This is a genomic window from Actinomycetota bacterium, from assembly GCA_036280995.1.
Lineage (GTDB): Bacteria > Actinomycetota > CALGFH01 > CALGFH01 > CALGFH01 > CALGFH01.
Genome location: DASUPQ010000728.1, coordinates 1 through 4,418, shown reverse-complemented (window position 1 = coordinate 4,418; position 4,418 = coordinate 1). Strand labels below are relative to the sequence as shown.

The 4,418-nt window shown below is 73.0% G+C and carries 6 protein-coding genes; all 6 read right to left on the bottom strand.

The genetic code is table 11. The annotated features are described in order from the left end of the window. Positions 1-547: DUF2071 domain-containing protein (locus VF468_24430; protein HEX5881436.1), on the bottom strand; the 547-nt coding region annotated here is incomplete at its 3' end. 19 nt (positions 548-566) lie between these two features. Further along, positions 567-734, bottom strand: coding sequence for a hypothetical protein (locus tag VF468_24425; protein HEX5881435.1), 168 nt, complete (start codon positions 732-734; stop codon positions 567-569). A 9-nt stretch (positions 735-743) separates the two neighbouring features. Beyond that, the gene (locus tag VF468_24420; GenBank protein ID HEX5881434.1) at positions 744-1,448 is read right to left on the bottom strand and encodes an SOS response-associated peptidase; all 705 of its coding nucleotides are present in this window, start codon (positions 1,446-1,448) and stop codon (positions 744-746) included. 96 nt (positions 1,449-1,544) lie between these two features. Next, positions 1,545-2,807 (bottom strand): iron uptake transporter deferrochelatase/peroxidase subunit, encoded by a 1,263-nt coding sequence (gene efeB, locus VF468_24415; protein ID HEX5881433.1) that lies wholly within the window; start codon positions 2,805-2,807, stop codon positions 1,545-1,547. Positions 2,808-2,814: 7 nt separating this feature from the next. Further along, entirely contained in the window at positions 2,815-3,762 is a 948-nt protein-coding gene (gene efeO, locus VF468_24410; protein ID HEX5881432.1) for an iron uptake system protein EfeO, read from the bottom strand. A 92-nt stretch (positions 3,763-3,854) separates the two neighbouring features. Next, a partial coding sequence (locus VF468_24405; protein HEX5881431.1) for an LLM class flavin-dependent oxidoreductase occupies positions 3,855-4,418 on the bottom strand: 564 nt, incomplete at its 5' end.

Below are 4,418 nucleotides of genomic sequence, written 5' to 3'. Positions count from 1 at the left end.
GCTCCACGCAGGACCGGGCCAGCACCGGCCCCAGGGTGGTGTAGAGCTGCCAGCGGGCGGTCAGGTGGTGGTCGAGCTCGCCCAGCTCCTCCGGCTCCAGCGGGCCGCCGACCTCCAGGGTGACGGCCGAGGTCACCGGGGCCGGGCCCGGCCAGCGCCGGCGGCTGCGGTAGCGGATGAGCGGCCCGTCGCGCTCCACCGTCATCGCCGACCACATGTACGGCAGGGCGAAGGTGGCCCGGGCGACCAGCACCGGCTCCAGCCGGGCCGCGTCCAGGGAGAAGAACCAGAGCCCGTCGCGCCCGTCGGGGCCGACCACATAGGTGCGGACGTTGGTCTCGGGGAAGGTGGCGAACCAGGGCGGGGCCGGCGCCACCGGGGTGCGCAGGTCCCCGAGCAGGAACGGGGTCAGCCCGACCCAGGCCCGGCCGTCGAAGTCGTGGACCCGCAGGCTGGCCGGGAGCAGCCGCTGCACCACCGCCGGCGGGTACGGCCAGTGCAGGAAGGCCAGCCAGCTCCAGGTCTGGTACATCACCGGCCGCCGCACCGGTCGCGGCGCCGTGGGGCTAGCCGCCGGCCAGCTCGACGGCATACAGCTGCCAGGAGTCGGGGACGCCCTTGAGCCGATGGGCCCCGCGGTCGTCGAAGGTGCCGGGCAGCTCGCCGGAGCGGGCGCCGGGGATCCGCTCGGCCATGTAGCGGCTGGCGTACCGGAACGGCGGGCCGTAGCGCATGCCCGCAGTCTAAGCGGTGATCGGCTGGTGGCCCTCCAGCGGCTCCTGGAGCTCGGGGCGGTTGTTGCGGACGTTGCCGACGGCCTTGTCCACCGGCCAGAGGGTCAGCAGCTCCTCGGGTGCCGGGACCAGCAGCTTGGCCAGCTCGTCGGTGTCGGTGTTCTCGGGGTCGAGCCAGGCGTCCCAGTCCTCGGGGAGCAGGATCACCGGCATGCGGTGGTGCACCGACTCCATCAGGTCGTTGGCCGAGGTGGTGAGGATCGTGCAGGTGAACAGCTCCTCGCCGCTCTCCGGGTCGCGCCAGGTCGACCAGAGCCCGGCCAGGGCGAGCGGGCTGAAGTCGCGGCCGGTGATGTAGTAGGGCTGCTTGCGCTGGCCCTTGCCCTGGTCCTGCCACTCGTAGAAGCCGTCGATGGGGATGATGCAGCGCTTGCGGGCCAGGGTGCTCTTCCAGCCCTTCTTCTCGCGCACCGTCTCGGCCCGCAGGTTGATCATCCGGTTGGCCCCGCTGGGGTCCTTGGCCCAGCGCGGCACCAGCCCCCATTTCAGGGCACGGAGCTGGCGGGCGCCGTCGGACGAGGCCGTCACGACCAGGATGTCGCTGGCCGGGGCGACGTTCCAGCTCGGCTGGTGGCCCTCGACCCCCATGGGCTCGGCCCGGAACTGTTCGAGCAGGAACTGGAGCTGGCTGGTGGAGCTGAACCGTCCGCACATACCCGCATCGTACCCAACAACCCGGACACCGAAGCGCCGCCCCGGCCGGCTCGATCGCGAGGACGGCCGCCGGCGGCAACGCGCCGGTAACGGGTCTCAGTCGAGCAGCTGCTGGCCCAGCCAGGCGTCGGGTGAGGTCACGCCGGGGAGGACGAAGAAGAAGCCGCCCCCCACCGGGAGGATGTACTCCTCCAGCGGCTCGCCCTTGAGCCGCGCCTGGACGGCCAGGAACCCCCTGGCCAGGCTCTTCTGGTAGCTGACGAAGGCCAGGCCCTGGTCGAGCCGCCCGGCGGCGTCGAAGCCGCGGGAGAAGTTGAAGCCGCGGCGCAGGATCCGGTTGGGGGCCGTCTCCGCCGTGCGCGGGTTGGCCATGCGGATGTGGGCGTCCAGGGGGATGCGGTTGCCGGCCGGGTCGTCGCCGTAGCCGGGGTCGTCGCCCTCGCGGTCCAGCCCCAGCGGGGCCCCGCTGGCCTTGTCGCGGCCGATGATCTTCTGCTGCTCGTTCAGGGGCGTGCGGTCCCAGAACTCGACGAACATGCGGATGATGCGGACCGCCTGGTAGCTGCCGCCGACCGCCCAGGCGGGCTCGCCCTCGTCCGGGCCGACCCAGATGAGCTCGTCCATCAGCGCCTTGTCGGTGATGTCGAGGTTGGCCGTGCCGTCCTTGAACCCGAGCAGGTTGCGGTTGTCGGTCCGGCCGGGCACCGGCTTGGCGTCGGGCCGGTTGTAGCCGTCCAGCATCCAGTGCAGGACCAGGTTGTCCCGGGTCCGGCGCATGAGCTGGCGCAGGGCGTGGAGGAGCACGTCGGGCTGGTCGGCCGACAGGGCCAGGAGCAGGTCGCCGTGGGTCTGCGCCGGGTCGAGGCGGTCGTTGGAGAGGAACGGCATCCGGACCAGCTCCTTGGGCTGGCGCTCGGCCAGCCCGAAGCGGCCGTCGAACAGCGACGCCCCGACGCTGAGGGTGACGGCCAGCCCGTCGGTCCGCCCCTCGGGCCCGAGGATGCCGGTCTCGGTCGGAGGGTAGGCGGTGTCGCGCCGCTCCGGCGGGCGCGCCTCCATCAGCCCGCGGGCCTCGTCGGTGAGGTCGCGCAGGCTCCGGGCGAGGCGGGCCCGGTCCTCGGAGACCAGGTTGAACGCGGCCAGCAGCCCGAAGCGGGCCGCCGGGGTGTCGATCCCCGGCTGGTGGCTGCCGAGGAACGGCACCCTCCGTCCCGGCCCCGGCGCCCGGGGCTCGGCGTCGGGGGTGCAGGCGGCCAGGGCGGCCGCGCCAAGGGCGGCCGACCCGAGTGCGGCCGACCCGAGGAAGGACCGCCGGCCGACCCTGGCCGGGCGCTCCTCCGCGGGCCGGTCGCCGCTCACCTGATGGTCATCCCTTGAGGCCGAGCACGCCGGGGATCTTGGCCAGGTCCTCCGACAGGCTGGCCAGCTCGGCCTGCATGCGGGTCTTGTCCCCGGCCTGGAGGGCCGTGTACGGGTCGAAGGTCCCGCCGGCGTTCTCGTACTCGGCCAGGCTCTTGTCGACGGCGGCGAAGCCGGCCGCGATCTCGGCCGTGAGGGCCGCGTCCTTGGCCTGGAGGGCGGGGGTGAGCAGCTCGAACAGCTTCCTGGAGCCGTCGACGTTGGCGTCGAAGTCCCACAGGTCGGTGCGCGAGTAGCGGTCCTCCTCGCCGGTGATCTTGCCCTCGGAGACCTCCTCGATCAGCTCGGCCGGGCCGAGCGCGACCGCCGCCGGCGGGAACTCCAGCCCCTGGATCTGCTGGTCGAGGGTGGCGATGTCCTTGTCCAGCTGGTCCGCGAACTGCTTGGTCCCGCTGGTCGAGCCCTTCTCCCACAGGTGGTACTCGAGCCGGTGCCAGCCGGTGAACGCGGGGTCGGTGACGCCCTCGAAGTCGTCCACCCGGGCGTCGACCTTGCCGTCGATCTCCTCGACCAGCCCGGCGATGGGCTCGATGCGCTCCCAGCGCACCCGGCTGGGGGCGTACTGCTTCTTGGCCTCGGCCAGGTCGCCGTCCCGGACCGCGTCGGTGAACTTGGCCGTGTCGGCGACCAGGGCGTCGACCTCGGCCACGACCCAGGCCTTGTAGTCGGCCACGGCCTTGAGCACCTGCTGGTCGGTGGTGGTGCCGCTCAGGTCCTGGTTGGCCAGCCCCGACCCGGACCCCGTGCCCGATCCCGACCCGGTCCCCGACCCCGACCCGCTGGCCGTGCCCTCGCTGCGGACCCCGGCCCCGTCGTCGTTCCCGCACCCGGCCAGCAGCACCGCCCCCAGCCCGAGCACGGCGACCAGCCGCCCGACCCTGCCCACCTCACCCATGCAAGCTCTCCTCGTCCTCGCGCCCGTTTGCGCACCGGAGGGCAAGTTTTAGGCAAGCCTAACAGTGAATGCAAGACGGTCTTGAGGAGGGGTCAGGGCCCGTCGGGGAGCCGGGGCAGGATCTGCTCGGCGACCTGGGTGGCGAACTCGACCGGGTGGCGGTCGGGCATGACCTCGATCTCGGTCACGCCGAGAGCGGCGTACTCGCCGGCCGCCTCCAGGAAGCCGTCGACGTCGGCCAGGGCCGGTCGCACGGCCAGGACGGTCTTCTGGATGCGGTCGTAGTCGCGGCCCTCGGCGTCGCAGTGGGAGCGGAGCACGTCGAGCTTGCCGGCCACGTCGGCCGGGCTGCTCCCGAACACGTTGCCGGCGTCGGCGTAGCGGGCCACCAGCAGCAGGGTCTTCTTCTCTCCGCCCCCGCCGACCTGGATCGGCGGGTGGGGCCGGCTGATCGGCGGGGGGACGCAGATCGTCTCGGCCAGCTGGTAGTGGCGGCCGGCATAGGGGCCGTTGTCGTCGCTCCACATCTGCAGGCAGATCTGGAGCGTCTCCTCCAGGCGCTCGAACCGCTCCGCCACCGGCACGACCGGCACGCCGAGGCCGGCCTGCTCGCGCTCGTACCAGGAGGCGCCGATGCCGAGGCGCGCCCGGCCGCC